The 15,640-nt window shown below is 60.8% G+C and carries 18 protein-coding genes and 1 other RNA gene; 7 read left to right on the top strand and 12 right to left on the bottom strand.

All coding sequences use genetic code 11. The annotated features are described in order from the left end of the window. Positions 1-257: 257 nt before the first annotated feature. The 11 genes from CHH27_RS16005 to tkt form a co-directional block, all read right to left on the bottom strand. Positions 258-1,064: an inositol monophosphatase family protein gene (locus CHH27_RS16005; protein ID WP_094072475.1), complete on the bottom strand. Its 807-nt coding sequence runs from the start codon at positions 1,062-1,064 to the stop codon at positions 258-260. A 70-nt stretch (positions 1,065-1,134) separates the two neighbouring features. After that, positions 1,135-1,698 (bottom strand): elongation factor P, encoded by a 564-nt coding sequence (efp, locus tag CHH27_RS16000; RefSeq protein WP_094074798.1) that lies wholly within the window; start codon positions 1,696-1,698, stop codon positions 1,135-1,137. A gap of 162 nt (positions 1,699-1,860) precedes the next feature. After that, positions 1,861-2,985, bottom strand: a complete 1,125-nt coding sequence (locus CHH27_RS15995) for a tetratricopeptide repeat protein (protein WP_208988248.1) — start codon at positions 2,983-2,985, stop codon at positions 1,861-1,863. 21 nt (positions 2,986-3,006) lie between these two features. After that, positions 3,007-3,648, bottom strand: a complete 642-nt coding sequence (locus CHH27_RS15990) for a thiamine phosphate synthase (RefSeq protein WP_094072474.1) — start codon at positions 3,646-3,648, stop codon at positions 3,007-3,009. 125 nt (positions 3,649-3,773) lie between these two features. After that, positions 3,774-4,841 carry a class II fructose-bisphosphate aldolase gene (gene fba, locus CHH27_RS15985; protein WP_094072473.1) on the bottom strand — a complete coding sequence of 356 codons (1,068 nt, stop codon included), beginning with the start codon at positions 4,839-4,841 and terminating at the stop codon, positions 3,774-3,776. 221 nt (positions 4,842-5,062) lie between these two features. Then, positions 5,063-5,434 carry a VOC family protein gene (locus CHH27_RS15980; protein WP_094072472.1) on the bottom strand — a complete coding sequence of 124 codons (372 nt, stop codon included), beginning with the start codon at positions 5,432-5,434 and terminating at the stop codon, positions 5,063-5,065. A gap of 23 nt (positions 5,435-5,457) precedes the next feature. After that, positions 5,458-6,651 carry a phosphoglycerate kinase gene (pgk, locus tag CHH27_RS15975; RefSeq protein ID WP_094072471.1) on the bottom strand — a complete coding sequence of 398 codons (1,194 nt, stop codon included), beginning with the start codon at positions 6,649-6,651 and terminating at the stop codon, positions 5,458-5,460. Positions 6,652-6,667: 16 nt separating this feature from the next. Then, positions 6,668-7,291, bottom strand: a complete 624-nt coding sequence (locus tag CHH27_RS15970; RefSeq protein ID WP_094072470.1) for a LysE family translocator — start codon at positions 7,289-7,291, stop codon at positions 6,668-6,670. A 30-nt stretch (positions 7,292-7,321) separates the two neighbouring features. Then, positions 7,322-7,528, bottom strand: a complete 207-nt coding sequence (locus CHH27_RS15965; RefSeq protein WP_094072469.1) for a hypothetical protein — start codon at positions 7,526-7,528, stop codon at positions 7,322-7,324. Between the two features lie 163 nt (positions 7,529-7,691). Beyond that, positions 7,692-8,702 carry a type I glyceraldehyde-3-phosphate dehydrogenase gene (gene gap, locus CHH27_RS15960; protein WP_094072468.1) on the bottom strand — a complete coding sequence of 337 codons (1,011 nt, stop codon included), beginning with the start codon at positions 8,700-8,702 and terminating at the stop codon, positions 7,692-7,694. A gap of 144 nt (positions 8,703-8,846) precedes the next feature. Next, on the bottom strand, positions 8,847-10,835 hold the full coding sequence (tkt, locus tag CHH27_RS15955) for a transketolase (RefSeq protein ID WP_094074796.1): 1,989 nt from the start codon (positions 10,833-10,835) through the stop codon (positions 8,847-8,849). Positions 10,836-11,285: 450 nt separating this feature from the next. Between tkt and CHH27_RS15950 the strand changes: the two genes are divergently transcribed. The 7 genes from CHH27_RS15950 to CHH27_RS15920 all read left to right on the top strand — a co-directional run bounded on the left by CHH27_RS15950 (position 11,286) and on the right by CHH27_RS15920 (position 14,889). Then, complete coding sequence (locus CHH27_RS15950) at positions 11,286-11,564, top strand: DUF4164 domain-containing protein (RefSeq protein ID WP_208988247.1); 279 nt, start codon at positions 11,286-11,288, stop codon at positions 11,562-11,564. 6 nt (positions 11,565-11,570) lie between these two features. Continuing rightward, complete coding sequence (locus tag CHH27_RS15945; protein ID WP_094072466.1) at positions 11,571-11,951, top strand: cell division protein ZapA; 381 nt, start codon at positions 11,571-11,573, stop codon at positions 11,949-11,951. A gap of 91 nt (positions 11,952-12,042) precedes the next feature. Continuing rightward, a non-coding RNA gene (gene ssrS, locus CHH27_RS15940) (6S RNA) lies at positions 12,043-12,197 on the top strand. A 49-nt stretch (positions 12,198-12,246) separates the two neighbouring features. Continuing rightward, complete coding sequence (locus CHH27_RS15935; protein WP_094072465.1) at positions 12,247-12,825, top strand: 5-formyltetrahydrofolate cyclo-ligase; 579 nt, start codon at positions 12,247-12,249, stop codon at positions 12,823-12,825. 14 nt (positions 12,826-12,839) lie between these two features. Further along, the gene (locus CHH27_RS15930) at positions 12,840-13,685 is read left to right on the top strand and encodes a TIGR00282 family metallophosphoesterase (RefSeq protein ID WP_094072464.1); all 846 of its coding nucleotides are present in this window, start codon (positions 12,840-12,842) and stop codon (positions 13,683-13,685) included. A gap of 86 nt (positions 13,686-13,771) precedes the next feature. After that, the gene (locus tag CHH27_RS15925; RefSeq protein WP_094072463.1) at positions 13,772-14,518 is read left to right on the top strand and encodes a YebC/PmpR family DNA-binding transcriptional regulator; all 747 of its coding nucleotides are present in this window, start codon (positions 13,772-13,774) and stop codon (positions 14,516-14,518) included. A 74-nt stretch (positions 14,519-14,592) separates the two neighbouring features. Next, on the top strand, positions 14,593-14,889 hold the full coding sequence (locus CHH27_RS15920) for a MazG-like family protein (protein ID WP_094072462.1): 297 nt from the start codon (positions 14,593-14,595) through the stop codon (positions 14,887-14,889). Here the strand turns inward: CHH27_RS15920 and CHH27_RS15915 are convergent. Next, positions 14,878-15,639 carry a sulfite exporter TauE/SafE family protein gene (locus CHH27_RS15915; protein WP_094072461.1) on the bottom strand — a complete coding sequence of 254 codons (762 nt, stop codon included), beginning with the start codon at positions 15,637-15,639 and terminating at the stop codon, positions 14,878-14,880. The two genes, CHH27_RS15920 and CHH27_RS15915, sit on opposite strands and share 12 nt — an antisense overlap. Position 15,640 lies beyond the last annotated feature (1 nt).

Here is a 15,640-nt window from a genome sequence, read left to right as displayed (position 1 = left end):
GACGTAACTGATTGATAGCGTGATTTTTAACGCCTTGGAAACCTCTTAAAGGTCTGAAGGGGCAATAAAGTCTGGAAAGGCCGTATTCCGGCGTCTTCTTTTCTCTCATTCGTCATCCTGAGGAACCGCGTCAGCGGTGTCTCGAAGGACGGGCGGGAAGGAATGGCACAAGCCGTCGATCCTTTGAGACGGACCAGAAGGTCCTCCTCAGGATGAGGCTGAGTGCATGTTCAAGTCAGACATCCGGCGTTGGCGAATTAGCTCTTCGCCGGAGCTTCCGCCTGTTTCAGGAGACGCAGCAGATGCTTGTGGGCGTCTTCGTTGCCGACAACGACGTCGCCGCTTTCCAGCATCTTGTTCTTGCCGGCGAGGTCACTGACGAAACCGCCAGCCTCGCGCACCAACAGGATACCGGCGGCGATGTCCCAGGAATTGAGATCGCGCTCCCAGTAGCCGTCGAGGCGACCGGACGCGGTCCAGGCAAGGTCGAGAGCTGCGGCACCGCAGCGGCGGATGCCGGCAACTTCCGGCATGATGTAGCGCAGCTCCCTGAGGGTGCGGCCATGGTCGCCGCGGCCGATGAAGGGCAGGCCGGTGCCAAAAACCATGTCGTGCAGGTCGGAACGACCGGCCACACGAAGGCGGCGGTCGTTCAGGAACGCGCCGCGGCCGCGTTCAGCGGTGTAAAGCTCGTCCATGACCGGGTTGAAAATGACGGCGGCAACGATCTCGCCGGCACGCTCCAGTGCGATCGAGGTGCAGAAGATCGGAATGCCGTGCAGGAAGTTGGTGGTGCCGTCGAGCGGGTCGACATGCCAGCGGTGCTGGCCGTCCGTCCCTTCGACTTCGCCGCTTTCCTCCATGACAAGGCCGAAGGTCGGCCGGGCCTTGGTGAGTTCCGCACGCACGATCTCTTCGGCCTTGCGATCTGCCGCTGACACGAAATCACCAGGCCCCTTCCGGGACACCTGAAGATTTTCCACTTCGCCAAAGTCACGAACGAGGGAACGTCCGGCCTTGATGGCGGCTTGTGTCATCACGTTGAGGAGAGCTGTGCGGGCCATGGATTGTCACTTGTTGTTGGGCGGCGCCCGAACGGTTCCGGGCGCGCCAGATCAGATTGAGGGGCAGCGATCAGTCCGCGCGGCGGACATATTCCAGCGTGCCGGTGTCGACGATGATTTTCTCGCCGGCAGTGATGAAGGGCGGTACCATGACGCGCACGCCGTTTTCCATCAAGGCGGGCTTGTAGGAAGACGACTGCGTCTGGCCCTTGACGACCGCATCGGCTTCGGAGATTTCCAGCGTGACGTGCTGCGGCAGGGTGATGCCGATCGGGCGCTCCTCGTGCAGTTCCACGGTCACCATCATGCCGTCCTGCAAAAAGGCGGCGCGATCACCGACAAAGTCGGACTGCAGTTCGAGCTGCTCGTAGGTCTCCGTGTCCATGAAGATCAGCATGTCGTCCTGGGTGTAGAGGTACTGGAAGTCCTTCTGTTCCAGGCGGACGCGCTCGACCTTGTCTTCGGAGCGGAAACGCTCGTTCAGCTTGCGGCCGTCCAGCAGGTTTTTCATTTCGACCTGGGCAAAGGCGCCACCCTTGCCGGGTTTGACGTGCTGGACCTTGACCACGGCCCACAGGGTGTCCTGATGCTGCAGCACGTTACCGGGCTTGATTTCGTTTCCGTTGATTTTCATGGAACGACCGACTTCTTGACTTGTATTGGATTCGAAAAGCGGCGCGGACTGCGGCTGGTGGCCGAGGCGCCGGAAATTGCTCGCGCCTGTCCACCACAAAACCCTGCTGAATTCAAGGAAAAAAGGCAAACATGCTTACAATTTGGGATGCAATCGCAAGGTTTACGGCGATTCGCGGGCCGGATCTTCCGAGGGTGCCATCAGGGTCGCGGAATATTGCTCGGCAAGCTTTCGTGCCTCGGCCATGGTTGTCTCGTCGAGGCTTTCCACAACGCGGTCGAGATTGAAATCGGCAACTCCGAGCGTGCGCGCAATCAGGTGCCAACCGGCAGCTGCGGCAAAGTCCTGTTCCCGGCCGCGGCCGTGGGCATAGATGCGCGCAAGCCGGTTCATGGCGACCGGGTTCCCGGCAGTTGCTGCCCGTTCGAACCAGTCCGCGGCCTCTGATTCATCCGGATCCACACCTTTGCCCTGGAAGCGGAGTATACCGTAATAGACCTGTGCCGACGTGTGGCCGCGCCGGGCCGCCCGGCCCATCCAGAAGGCACCCTGTCCCGGGTCGTTCAGCCCGGTCTGAGCCTCGAGGAAGGAAAGCGCCAGCGCATATTGGGCTTCCGGATCATTGAGCTTGGCCGCCTGTTCCAGGAGTTCCCGGGCCCTGGCCTCGTCAAATGGGCGACCTTCGCCCTCCTGGTAAAGCAGTGCGAGATTGTAAAGCGCAGAAGCATTGCCTGCATCTGCTGCCTGTTGGAAATAGTCGGCGGCTTTTTTCTTGTCGGTGTCGACCCCGGTGCCGAGCAGGTAAAACTGCGCCAGCTGCATTGCTGATCCGGCATCGCCCTTGCCGGCAGCCAATGAATACCAGTCCGCGGCCTTGGCCTTGTCCTGCCGAATGCCGAGACCTGCCTCGTGTAACACGCCCATCAGCGCTTGCGCCGCCTGATCGCCTTGTTCGGCCAGCGGTGTTGCAAGGCCCAGTGCAGTCAGGAACCAGCCACGTTGAAAGGCGGCATAGGCCGTCGATGCGTTGGCCTGTTCGCTTTCACCCAGCTTGGGTGGACCGGCATCGATGATGCCGCGCAACGTCTTGTCTCGCGTCGTGACATCGATCAGTGCCGGAACCGGCACCTCCGCCTGATCTCCCGTTTCCGCTTGCGCAGATGTTTCTGCGGCGGGCTCGCTCTGCTGCGCCAGAACCGGCTGGGTCGGCATGCCGAGGAAGACGGCGGCTCCGAAGAGCAGCGCGGTCCAGCTTGTCGATGATATGCGGGGGGCAGAAATCGGCATCAGCTTCGCAGGTCCTCCGGCTCAATCACCTTCAGGGAACGGGTGAGCCTCCAGAATACGGTTGGCTTCCGCAATGAGGGATGAAATTTCGGTGTCGGACTGCCAGACAGCATCCTTGAGTGCGACGAAGTCGGCGCCCGTTGCGGCGACATCGGCGAGGGTCTCGAGCGTGTTGCCGGCAAGCGCCACACAGGGGGTTTCAAAAAGCTCCGCCCACCACGCCGCGCTGCGCAGGGTCTTGTCATGCGCCGATGTTTTTTCCGGCAGATCCAGCTTGCCGAATAGAATGTAGTCGACGCCGGTTTCCGCCCATTCCATCGCGTCATGTTTCTGCTTGGTACCGCCGGTGCCGACGATCCGCTCCGGCTGAAAGCTCTCGACCGCGAGTTTCACATCCTCCAGGGAGGCGTCGACGTGAACGCCATCTGCGCCACTGCGACCGGCTGCCTGGGTGTCCTGGTAGACAATCGCGGCAGCGCCACCTTCCTGGATCACCGGGACCAGGACACTGGCCGCTGCCTGCAGATCCTTGGTGCCGGCTCCAGGCATGTAGATCAGGACGCAGGCGATGTCACCGCCGCTGAAGGCCTGGCGCAATTTGCCGGCAAGCTCTTCGGCATCGAATTGCGGCGGAGTGACAAGGTAAAGGCGAGGGCGGTTCACGGGCGGCAGTCCTGATTGATCTCACATCGGGTTCTTGTCCCTAAAGACGGCGAAAGAGGGACGCAAGGCCCCTCTTTCAAGAAAGTGAACAAAGGACGCGGCAAGATGGCCGCGGCAGGGCCCAATCAGGCGACCTTCGGATCCAGTTCGCCGGACTGGTAACGCGCTGCCATGTCGGCCAGCGTGACGATCTTCTTGATCTTGGAGGCCTGGCCGGCCGTGTTGAAGGCTTCCAGGCGGGCGACACACAGTTTTTCCATGGCATCGCGGGCCGGCTTCAGATATTTGCGCGGGTCGAACTCACCCGGATTTTCCGTCAGGATCCGGCGGATCTGGCCGGTGATGGCCATGCGGTTGTCGGTGTCGATGTTGACCTTGCGAACGCCGTTCTTGATGCCGCGCTGGATTTCTTCCACGGGCACGCCCCAGGTCTGGGGCATCTCGCCGCCATACTGGTTGATGATGTCCTGCAGGTCCTGCGGCACGGAGGACGAGCCGTGCATGACAAGGTGCGTGTCCGGCAGGCGGCGGTGAATTTCCTCGATCACATGCATGGCCAGGATGTCGCCGTCCGGCTGGCGGGTGAACTTGTAGGCACCATGGCTGGTGCCCATGGCGATGGCCAGGGCATCGACCTTGGTTTCCTTGACGAACTTGACGGCTTCTTCCGGGTCGGTGAGCAGCTGGTCCTGGCTGAGTTTGCCTTCAGCGCCGTGGCCGTCTTCCTTGTCGCCCATGCCGGTTTCCAGCGACCCGAGCACGCCGAGTTCGCCTTCAACGGAAATGCCGCCCAGATGCGCCATGTCGGTGACCGTCTTGGTGACTCCAACATTGTAGGCCCAGTCGGCCGGGGTCTTGCCGTCGGCTTCCAGGGACCCGTCCATCATCACGGAGGTGAAGCCGGCCTGGATGGCGGTCATGCAGGTCTGCGGCGCATTTCCGTGGTCGAGGTGAACACAGACCGGAATATGCGGGTAGATCTCGACAACCGCGTCCATCATGTGTTTCAGCATGACGTCATGGGCATAGGCGCGCGCGCCGCGCGAGGCCTGGATGATGACGGGAGAATCGGTCTTGTCCGCCGCGGCCATGATGGCCAGCGCCTGCTCCATGTTGTTGATGTTGAACGCCGGAACGCCGTAATCGTGTTCTGCGGCATGGTCTAGAAGCTGGCGGAGGGTAATGCGTGCCATCAATTGTCTCCCGAAGGTCCGGATCCGTTAGCGTCACAAGCTAGCAAAAAAACACGGCACCGATGTTGCGGTGCCTCAATCCTCGGTGGTTCTAACAAGATTTTCCGGTATGGAAAGAGGACTGGTTTCCCTTAAATCAATTTAAATACAAAGGCATGCCGGAAAATGCCGGGGGGCAATTAATTTGCTTCACGAATTAACTTTTCGCCCCTCCCGCATCGTTATCCGACCGGCGAGCTGATATCGACAAAGGTTCCGGCCGGGTCCCGGACGATCATGCGGCGCTGGCCATAGGGCAGGTCGCGCGGCGGTTCGATAATCACGGCCTTCATGTCGCGAGCGCGCTCGTAAAGAGCGTCGCAATCGTCCACCACGAAGGTCAGGATGACGCCGGCCGGCGCGCGCTGGGCGCGTGCCGGGACAATGTCGCTGGTCTGGTTGAGGATGCCGAGTTCAAGCCCCGGTGTTTCCGGATCGGCCAGATTGACAAACCAGTCGGAAGAAAACTGCGGCACCAGCCCGAGGAGCTGCTCGTAAAAGGCCGCCGTGACGGCGACCTCTTCGGTCAGGATGTTGGTGAACTGGCGTTTCATGGTGTCCTCTCCGTGTTGGCAGATCAGGCTTCGAGCGCCTTGACGCCGGGCAGTTCCTTGCCTTCCAGCCATTCCAGGAAAGCGCCGCCCGCGGTTGACACATAGGAGAAATCCTCCGCTGCGCCTGCGTGATTGAGGGCAGCCACCGTGTCACCGCCACCGGCGACGGAGTTGAGTTTGCCGGCCTTTGTATTTGCGGCCGCATGTTGGGCGGCGGCGACGGTCGCCTTGTCGAAGGGGGCAATCTCGAAGGCACCGAGCGGACCATTCCAGACCAGGGTCTTTGCGGCATCAATCTTTGCGTTGACCGTGTCGATGGAGGCGGCGCCAACATCGAGGATCATGCCATCTTCCGGAATGACATCCAGCGCGACGGTTTCATTGTCGGCGCCTGCCTTGAATTCCCTGGCAACCACAGCGTCGGCAGGCAGGACAATTTCGCAATTTGCAGCATCGGCGGCTTTCATGATCCGGTTGGCTGTGTCGGCGAGATCATGTTCACACAGGGACTTGCCGACATTGACGCCCTTTGCGGCAAGGAACGTGTTGGCCATGCCGCCACCGATCACCAGCATGTCGACCCTGGAGACGAGGTTTTCCAGGAGGTCGATCTTTGAAGAGACCTTTGCACCGCCAACGACAGCCAGAACGGGGCGGACCGGCTGGCCGAGCGCCGAGCCGAGGGCTTCCAGTTCGGCCTGCATGGTGCGGCCTGCATAGGCCGGCAGCAGCTTTGCCAGGCCCTCGGTAGACCCATGTGCCCGGTGAGCCGCTGAAAACGCGTCATTGACGTAGATGTCGCCATTGGCGGCCAGCGCCTTGGCGAACTCCGGATCGTTCTTTTCCTCGCCCTTGTGATAGCGGGTGTTTTCCAGGAGCAGAACGTCACCATCACCAAGTTCCAGAACGGCGTCCTCGGCGGCCTGACCGATGCAGTCATCGGCAAAGAGCACCGGTTTGCCCAAAAGAGCCGCAACGGCCGGGGCGACCGGCGCCAGTGACATGTCGGCAACCCGCTCGCCTTTTGGGCGGCCGAAATGGGCAAGCAGGATCACCTTCGCGCCTTTGTCGGACAGTTCGCTGATGGTCGGCAGGACACGCTCGATACGCGTGGTGTCGGTCACCTTGCCGCCGTCCATCGGGACGTTCAGGTCTACCCGGACCAGAGCCCGTTTGCCGGCAATGTCAGTCAGATCGTCAAGAGTTTTGAAAGCCATGGAAGAACACCTGTCGTCAGGGGCGGGTCGAGTTGGTCGTTACGGCGATGCCGATGCCGAAGAGCGTCAGCAGAACACCGAAGGAACGCTCCATCCAGAGTTTGGCGCGCATGAATTGAAGCCGGACGGCCGGCAGGGTGAAGAACATCGTGACCAGCACAAACCACAAAAACACGCCGCTGGCCATGATGACGCCGTAACCGATCTGGGTCCAAAGCGGCGTTTCAGGAGAGGTGACCTGCAGGAACACGCTGAGCGCGAACATTGTCGCCTTCGGATTTGTCACATTTGTGAAAAAGCCCCAGCGCAGCGCTTTCAGGGGTGGCATGCCGGTCAGGGTTCCGTCGGCAGGCATATCCCGGGAGGCGGTGCGATACATGGTAACGCCAAGGAAAACCAGGTAGGCGGCGCCAATCAGTTTGAGTGCATTAAAGAGCAGAATGGACTGGGACACGATGAGGCCGATGCCGGCCAGCGCGTAGGTGACGTGAACGCCAAGCGCCAGGGCAATGCCGAGCGCAGTCATGATTCCGGCCAGACGGCCGCCGATGAGCGCGTTGCGCAGAACCACCGCGAAATCCGGGCCCGGCACGATGGCAACAACAATGGTCAGGGAAATGACAGTGAGAAGTTCGAGCACGGGGTCTCCGGAAGTTGCTGAAAACGGTGGCTACGGATCTTTTGCAGAAGGGGGGCGCACGCCAGGAGCGTCGTGGAGGATGGTATGCGCGGAATCGGACGGCTCCAATTCGGGCGCCCAATCCTGGTCCGACGGGATGCGTTGTTCCTCCCTGGAAAGATCAGCCCTGTAGAAAAGAAGGCCCACAAGGCAGCCGACTGCAAATAACGAACCGAGGATGACCAGGAGTGCGGTCATGGCGGTGTCTCCAGACTTGAACTCTACCTGCGTAAGTCAAGTCTACCCGACGCGCGCCTGAAAGGAAAATCGAGCCCGGTTTGCGGCAGCCGCCCGTCCATGCGGTCTGTCCAAGTGAGTGTGAAAGGTGCCGGAGGGTGTCCGGCACCTTTCCAGTCGTTGATCAGATCAGCTTCGCCATGGCAATGGCGGTGTCGGCCATGCGGTTGGAGAAGCCCCACTCGTTGTCGTACCAGGTCAGAACACGCACGAAGGTGCCGTCCATGACCTTGGTCTGGTCGCAGTGGAAAACAGACGAATGGCTGTCATGGTTGAAGTCCATCGACACAAGCTTGTCGTCGGTGAAGCCCAGAATGCCGTTCAGTTTGCCGTTGGCAGCGGCCCGGATCGCGTCGTTGATCTCTTCAACGGTCGTCTCGCGCTTGGCGATGAAGTTGAAATCGACCACGGAAACGTTCGGCGTCGGAACGCGGATCGCGACACCGTCGAGCTTGCCGTTGAGTTCGGGCAGAACAAGGCCGACGGCCTTGGCGGCTCCGGTGGAGGTCGGGATCATGGACATGGCTGCGGCACGGGCGCGGTAAAGATCCTTGTGCAGCGTGTCCAGGGTCGGCTGGTCGCCGGTGTAGGAATGGATCGTTGTCATGAAGCCCTTTTCGATGCCGATGGCTTCATTGAGGACATAGGCGACCGGTGCCAGGCAGTTGGTGGTGCAGGACGCATTTGAAACAACCAGGTCATCCGCGGTCAGAGCATCGGTGTTAACGCCGAAGACGATGGTCTTGTCGGCACCGGAAGCCGGTGCGGAAACGAGCACGCGCTTGGCGCCGGCCTCCAGGTGGGCGGCTGCCTTTTCCTTGGAATTGAAGATGCCGGTGCATTCCATCGCGATTTCCACACCTAGCTCGCCCCAGGGCAATTCTTTCGGATCTCGAACGGCGGTGACCTTGATCGGTTTGCCGCCACCCACGGAGATAGTATCGCCGTCAACGGCAACCTCAGCCGGGAACCGGCCGTGAACGCTGTCATAGCGCAGCAGATGCGCGTTGGTTTCTACCGGGCCGAGATCGTTGATCGCAACGACTTCAATGTCGGTACGGCCGGATTCGACGAAGGCGCGCAACACATTGCGGCCGATGCGTCCAAATCCGTTGATTGCTACCTTGGTTACCATAATCAACTCCCGCAGTCTCCGGTCTGCCTGGTCGGGTCTTAAACCGGTTTAAAAGCCACATAGAGTGGTCACTGAAACAGCACATCACGTGCGCGAAGGCCCGGCAACATAGGAGGAAATTATGTCGCCGGGAATTGATTTCGATTAAGAAGCGAGCTTTTCCTTGGCTGCGGCGACAACCGCATCCTTCGTGATGCCGAAATGCTCGTAGAGCGCTTTATAGGGCGCGCTGGCGCCAAATCCGGTCATGCCGACAAAGGCGCCGTCATTGCCGATGAAGCGGTCCCAGCCCATGCGAATGCCGGCTTCAATGGCAATCTTGACCGGGCTGGTGCCGATAACGGCCGCCTTGTAGTCGTCGGACTGGGCCTCGAAGAGCTCGAAGGACGGGACCGAGACGACGCGGGCGTTCACGCCGGCTTCCGTCAGTTCCTTGTGTGCGTCCACCGCGATTTCGACTTCCGAACCGGAGGCGAAGATGGTGACGGCTGCGTCGTCGTCGCTGTCGATCAGCACGTAGGCGCCCTTGGCGCACAGATTGTCGTCCTCGTAGGTCTTGCGCAGGGACGGCAGGTTCTGGCGGGTCAGGGCCAGGACCGACGGACCGTCCCGGTTTTCCAGCGACAACTGCCAGCACTCGAGGGTCTCGGTGATATCGGCCGGGCGGAAGAAGTTGAGGTTCGGGATCGCGCGCAGGGCGGCGAAATGCTCGACCGGCTGGTGCGTCGGTCCGTCTTCGCCGAGACCGATGGAATCATGGGTCATGACATGAATGACGCGCTGTCCCATCAGGGCCGCAAGGCGGATCGACGGCCGGCAATAGTCGGAGAAGATCAGGAAGCCGCCGGAATAGGGGACAAGACCGCCATGCAGCGCGATACCGTTCATGGCAGCGGCCATGCCGTGTTCGCGAATGCCATAATGGATGTAGCGGCCGGAGAAATCGTCCGGCGTGATCGGAGCGGTCTGTGCCGTCTTGGTGTTGTTGGACCCGGTTAGGTCAGCTGAGCCACCAATGGTTTCCGGAACCACTTCGTTGATCACGCCCAGCACGGCCTCGGACGCCTTGCGGGTCGCCATGGTCGGCTGGTCTTCAGCGAGCTTCTTCTTGTAGTCAAGCATGGCCGCTTCGTAGCCTGCCGGAAGATCGCCGCGGTTGCGGCGCTCGAACTCGGCCCGCTTTTCGGCGTCGGCTTCGGCGAAGCGTTTCTGCCAGTCCTTGTGTGCCTGGGCAGAGCGCAGGCCCGCGATGCGCCAGGCATCGAGAATGTCGCTCGGAACTTCGAACGGCTCATGCGGCCAGTTGAGGGCTTCGCGGGTGCCGGCGATTTCCTCTGCGCCAAGCGGCGCCCCATGGACCTTGGCGGTGCCGGCCTTGGTCGGCGCGCCGAAGCCAATCGTGGTCTTGGCCGCGATCAAAGTCGGACGGTCGCTGGCCTGGGCCTGGCGGATGACGGCGGCAATCGCGTCCGGATCATGGCCGTCGACACTGAGCGTGTTCCAGCCCGAAGCGGCAAAGCGTGCCTGCTGGTCGGTGGAGTCGGTGATGTCGACCTTGCCGTCGATGGAAATGCCGTTGTCGTCCCAGATGACGATGAGCTTGTTCAGCTTCAGGTGACCCGCCAGAGACAGGGCTTCCTGGCTGATGCCTTCCATGAGGCAGCCGTCGCCGGCCAGCACATAGGTGTAGTGATCCACCAGATCGGCGCCAAAGCGGTCTGCCTGCAGCCGTTCTGCGATGGCCATGCCGACGGCATTGCCGAGGCCCTGGCCGAGAGGGCCGGTCGTGGTTTCGATGCCGGCGCCGTGGCCGAATTCAGGGTGACCGGCGGTGCGGGCACCGAGCTGGCGGAAATTCTTGATTTCGTCGAGCGAGAAGTCTTCGTAACCCAGCAGGTAAAGCAGGCTGTAAAGCAGCATGGAGCCGTGACCGGCGGACAGGACAAAGCGGTCGCGGTCGGACCAGTTCGGAGCCGTCGGGTCGAATTTCAGGAATTCGGTGAACAGCACGGTTGCGATATCCGCAGCGCCCATCGGCAGTCCGGGGTGACCGGATTTGGCCTGTTCCACGGCATCGATGGCAAGAAAGCGGATCGCGTTTGCCATGCGCTGGTGTTTCTCAAGATCGGTCATCTTCTTCCCGTTGCTTGCTTTGGAGCCCCTTACACTGAGCAGAGCGCTCGGCAAGGCAGATTTGAGGTACGTTGCTCAAAAGTTAACTATCGTCAATTTCGATCAGGCGCCAGACAAATATCAGGAACCGCACCTGAGTCAATAAAACAGGTCGCACGACTCCGCGTGGCGGTTTGGGGAATAAATTTTCATCCCGGGCGTTATAGAGTTGAGGATTCTGCCAATGGCGGCATTGACTGGGAGAAGATGCGGTGCCTAAGCTCGAGGCCCTGATAAAGATTTGCTTTTTCGCCAATGGACTTGCGTTGTGGAACGACGCACGATTTGCACGCTTTTTGGGCAGTCATGCCGGGGCGGAAGCGTTAAATCTCCAGTCTGATGCTTGAAAGGACCGGGCGGACCGCCGCAAAAACACTTGGGACAACGTAATTAATGGCGGAAGTGGACTGCATGGAAAAAACCAGCCTCGCTGACGCGGTCAGGCGCCTGGACCAGGCCGTCGGTCATCTGGAAACCGCTGTCCAGCGCCGGATGGATGCCGACCGGTCGCTGAATGCCCTGCAGGATGATCTGCAACGGCTGGGCGAGGATCGATCTCAACTTGCCGCCTCCCTTGATGAAAGCGAAGCCCGGGCGTCCCGTCTGGAAGAAGCCAACAAGGACGTCTCCCGCCGGCTGGTCTCTGCGATGGAAACCATCCGCAGCGTCCTGGATGCGCATGGGGGCTGACGGCTGATGGCGCAAATCACGGTCACGATCAACGGCAAGTCTTTCCGCATGGCCTGCGACGACGGCGAAGAAGAGCGCCTGCAGGGGCTGGCGGCACGGTTTGACGGCTGGATCAACGAGCTTCGCGGCGCCTTCGGCGAGATCGGCGACCAGCGCCTGACCGTGATGGCCGGTATCATGGCCACGGATCAGGTTTCCGAGCTGGAGCGGCAGGTTGCAGCCCTTCAGGAAGAACTGGCAGACGCCAAGAAGCGGCAGGTTGCCGCTCTGGACGACATGAGCCAGAACGAGGAAGAGCTGTCGAGGGCCGTGAACACGGCGGCGGCCCGCATCGAAAGTCTGGCCGACAGCCTGTCCAAGAGCCTCAAGTCGTCCGACATCTCCTGAACGAGCTCGTCCGTCAGCTTCTTTTCATTTCGTTTGTGATGAAATTCGTGACGCTCTGGTAATTGCACCGGGGCCGGATTATATGCGGTACTTGCGGCTGCCCGATACGTCAGGAACATTATCCCCGGGGCCTTACGCATTCCTTCGGGAGCTGTCCCTGCGCTGGGCCGTGGTCCGTTGCATACGGCGCCCACCTACATTGTAGGTTCTCCGGGATTGCAGATCCAACGGTCGGGCGGCCGCGCGTTCCCTTGTTCGGGATGCGGGCCGATCGCAGCAACCAGTCCGAGGGCCCATGACCGACCTTCTTTCTCCAGCCGACGAAAAAGCCGCCCTGCGTAAGGAGGTGCTGGCACGACGGACTGCTATGGCCGTCACAGACCGGATCGAACGCAGTCTGATGCTGGTCGATCACGCCGGCGCATTGCCATTGCCGGCGGGCGCGATTGTCTCCGGCTTCTGGCCAATCCGGGACGAGATCGACGCCCGGCCGTTGCTCGACCGGTTGCGGCAACTGGGACACAGGCTCTGTCTGCCGGTCATGGTCGGTCCGTCCCTGATCTTTCGCCATCTGGACCGGGACACCGAGCTGGTGCCGGCCGGTTTTGGCTGCATGGAACCGGGACCGTCGGCGGAAGAGTTGCGCCCGGATGTCCTGTTGATGCCGCTTGCCGGGTTCGACGAAGAGGGCAATCGCATCGGCTACGGCCGTGCGTTTTACGACAATGCCATTGCCGGCCTTGAAAAAAACGGGCCGCTTTTGCGCATCGGCCTTGCCTTTGCGCTTCAGGAGGTTGACCGCGTGCCCGTGGAAGCGCATGACAAGCCCTTGGATGGAATCCTGACCGAAGACGGCTATCGTGCCTTCGGCTGATCCAGCGAGGACTTATGCGTATCTTGTTTCTGGGCGATCTTGTTGGCCGCGTCGGCCGGACCGCCGCCATTGAGGAATTGCCGCAGCTGGTGGAGGACAACCAGCTCGATTTCGTGATCGTCAACGGCGAGAACTCTGCTGCAGGGTTTGGAATTACCGAGGCCATTCTCCAGGATGTTCTGGATGCCGGGGCCGATGTTGTGACGACGGGCAACCATGTCTGGGATCAGCGCGATACGCTTGTCTACATCGAACGTCAGGACCGTCTGCTGCGGCCGTTGAACTATCCGGCTGGAACGCCGGGCCGGGGCGCGCATCTCTACACGGCCCGCAATGGTGCCAGGGTGATGGTCGCCAACGTCATGGGCCGCGTCTTCATGGATGCGCTTGATGATCCATTTGCAGCCATCGACCGCGCGGTCAATGAGTGTCCGCTTGGCGATGTCGCAGACGCGATCATCGTGGACATGCATGCCGAAGCGACCAGCGAAAAACAGGCGATGGCCCACTTTCTTGACGGCCGCGTCTCCCTTGTTGTGGGAACCCACACACACGTTCCGACCGCCGATCACCAGATCCTGGAAAACGGCACGGCCTACATGTCGGATGCCGGCATGTGCGGCGCCTATGACAGTGTGCTCGGCATGGAAAAGGAAGAGCCGGTCAACAGGTTCCAGCGCAAGATCCCGGGCGCCCGCTTCACACCGGCCTCCGGGGATCCGACCATCTGCGGCGTTGCCATCGAGACCGACGACCGGACCGGGCTTGCCGAGCGCATTGCGCCGCTCAGGATCGGCGGGCGTCTGGAGCCCGTGGTGCCGTCCTTCTGGAACAGTCGCAGCTCGGTTGCCGATCGATAATTTCACTGAACTGGATTTTCGCCGCCAACTTGCCTATAAGCGGCGCAGTTTTCATCGAGATCATCCGTAAAGAGCCGAGAAGAGCCATGGCAGGCCATTCAAAATTCAAGAACATCATGCACCGCAAGGGACGCCAGGATGCGGCCCGTTCCAAGATGTTCTCCAAACTGTCCAAGGAAATCACCGTCGCCGCGAAAATGGGCGATCCGGATCCGGATTCCAACCCGCGCCTGCGCCTGGCCGTCCAGAACGCCAAGGCCCAGTCCATGCCGAAGGACAACATCCAGCGTGCGATCAACAAGTCCCAGGCTGGTGACGCGGAGAGCTACGAGGAAATTCGGTACGAGGGTTACGGTCCGGCCGGCGTTGCTGTCGTGGTCGAAGCCCTGACCGACAACCGCAACCGCTCCGCGTCCAACATCCGCTCCTATTTCACCAAATGTGGCGGCTCCCTGGGCGAGACCGGCTCGGTCTCCTTCATGTTCGACCGGGTTGGCGAGATCGTCTACAAGCCGGAAGCCGGCGAGGCCGATGCCGTTCTGGAAGCGGCGATCGAAGCCGGTGCCGAAGACGTCCAGTCCGACGAAAACGGTCACACCATTTATACGGCCTTCGAAGACCTCAACGAGGTTGCCAAGGCGCTTGAAGATGCGCTTGGCGAGGCGGATTCCACCAAGATCATCTGGAAGCCGCAGAACCTGACGCCTGTAGACGCTGAAAAGGCGCAGACCCTGTTCAAGCTGATCGACATGCTCGAAGACGACGACGACGTCCAGAACGTCTTTGCCAATTTCGACGTGGACGACGACACGATGGCAGCGCTGGCGTCCTGAGCATCGTCTCGATTTGAGAATTGAAGACCCCGGCTTTGCCGGGGTTTTGTTTTGGCAGAGAGGTTAGCCACGCTGTGTTCAACATCTATGAGCTAACGCAGAATGATCCCAAGACGCTTCAGGAACGTTCGCTGAAACTCGCTGAGGAAGCGGGCGAATTGGCGCAGGCAGTCCTTTCGGCGACAGGAGCGCCCGGAAGCCAATACAAGATGCACGATCTCGCAGATGTGCGTGAGGAGGCTGCCGACGCGGCAATCGTCGCGTTGAGCGTTTTGGCTCAGGCTTGTGAAAGCAAGGATGTCTTTGAAGCAGAACTCCGCCGGCTGATGGCTCGGAAATGCGCCAAGTGGCAAGAGAAGCTATCGAAATAACGGGTCCAGCGCGGGCATGCTGGTCAGGGCGGCCAGCGCAATCAGTCCATAGGCCAGTTTGCGATACAGGCGCGGGTCGGCTTTTGAAAATCCGTGAGACCCAAGATAGATCGCCAAGGCATAAACGGGAACGGCCATCAACAGCAGGTGGAAAACCTCAAGGGTGAAGAAGCCGTTCAGGGTATAGGCGACAAAAGTGCCGAGGCTGGCAAGCGGGAAGAAGACAATGAGGTTCGCCCGGACCACGGCCGGTTCCTTCGCGCTTGAGAGCCAGAACGCCACGATCGGCGGCGCGGAGACCTGCGAAACCCCACCGAGAATGCCGGCGAGGGCGCCGGCGCCGAAGGAAACCGGTCTGGTGGGTTTCCTGCGATACCGCCAGCCGGATATCAGCAGCACCAGAAGGCCGGCAACAATCGCGAAGATGAACCAGCGCAGCGGCAGCACATCGAGATTGGCAAGAAGCCAGGCGCCTGCCTGCACGAAGATCACGGATCCCAGGACTGCCGGCAGCACGGTTGACCAGTCGCAGAGTTTCAGCACGCGGAAGATCAGCGGCAGGGCGACGATACCGTCAATCACCAGAAAGGCTGCTGCGGCGGTCGATGGCAGCATGACGCTGGTCGCCACCGGCATGAAGATCATGCCGGCTCCAAAGCCCGCAAATCCGCGCACGCATCCGGCGATGAAAAGGACAACTGCCAGAAACGCGATCAGCTGCGGCGGGTAGGAACTGAAGATGTCGAACATG

It is taken from the genome of Labrenzia sp. VG12 (assembly GCF_002237595.1).
In the GTDB taxonomy this organism is placed as follows: Bacteria; Pseudomonadota; Alphaproteobacteria; order Rhizobiales; family Stappiaceae; genus Roseibium.
Note: the sequence above shows the minus strand (reverse complement) of the source record. Positions and strands in the feature narration are given on the sequence as shown.